Consider the following 473-nt stretch of genomic DNA (forward strand, 5'->3'; position numbering starts at 1 on the left):
CTTGCCGAGCCGTTCTCTCCTGCCTTGACTGATGCCCGGCGTCAGCATTACGGCCGCCTACACGACGACCTCGTCGAGACGTTTGGTAACGAGATCGGAGCAGACAAAACGGATCCTCGCCATCAAGCACTCTTTGCCGCAGCCAATGCGATGACCTGGCTCTTACTGACCCAAGACGAGGGACTCGACACCAAGCAGGCCATAGCGGTGATGAGGACKACGTTCCGAGCCGTAYTGCTCGGCGCCCAGCGAAGAGCCACCCAAGACTCCTGAACGACGGCGTCAGCATCGTGTTGATCGAGCCCGCCGCGTGGGCATTTCTGCCCTGTTAGAGCGTGAGCATTGTCTTGATTGCGCGTCGCTCGTCCATGGCCCGGTAGCCCTCGGCGACCGCATCGAGCGGAAGTGTGAGGTCGAAGACATCGCCGGGTGTGATGGTGCCGTCGAGCACGTCCTGTAGGAGGTCGGGCAGG

The 473-nt window shown here is 61.6% G+C and carries 1 protein-coding gene; it reads left to right on the forward strand.

Annotated features, from left to right (window positions below):
- The coding region (locus tag ACXJKC_RS21755) for a hypothetical protein (RefSeq protein ID WP_456698849.1) at positions 1-273 on the forward strand (273 nt) is incomplete at its 5' end.
- Positions 274-473: the final 200 nt, after the last annotated feature.

It is taken from the genome of Aeromicrobium sp. P5_D10, from assembly GCF_054049535.1.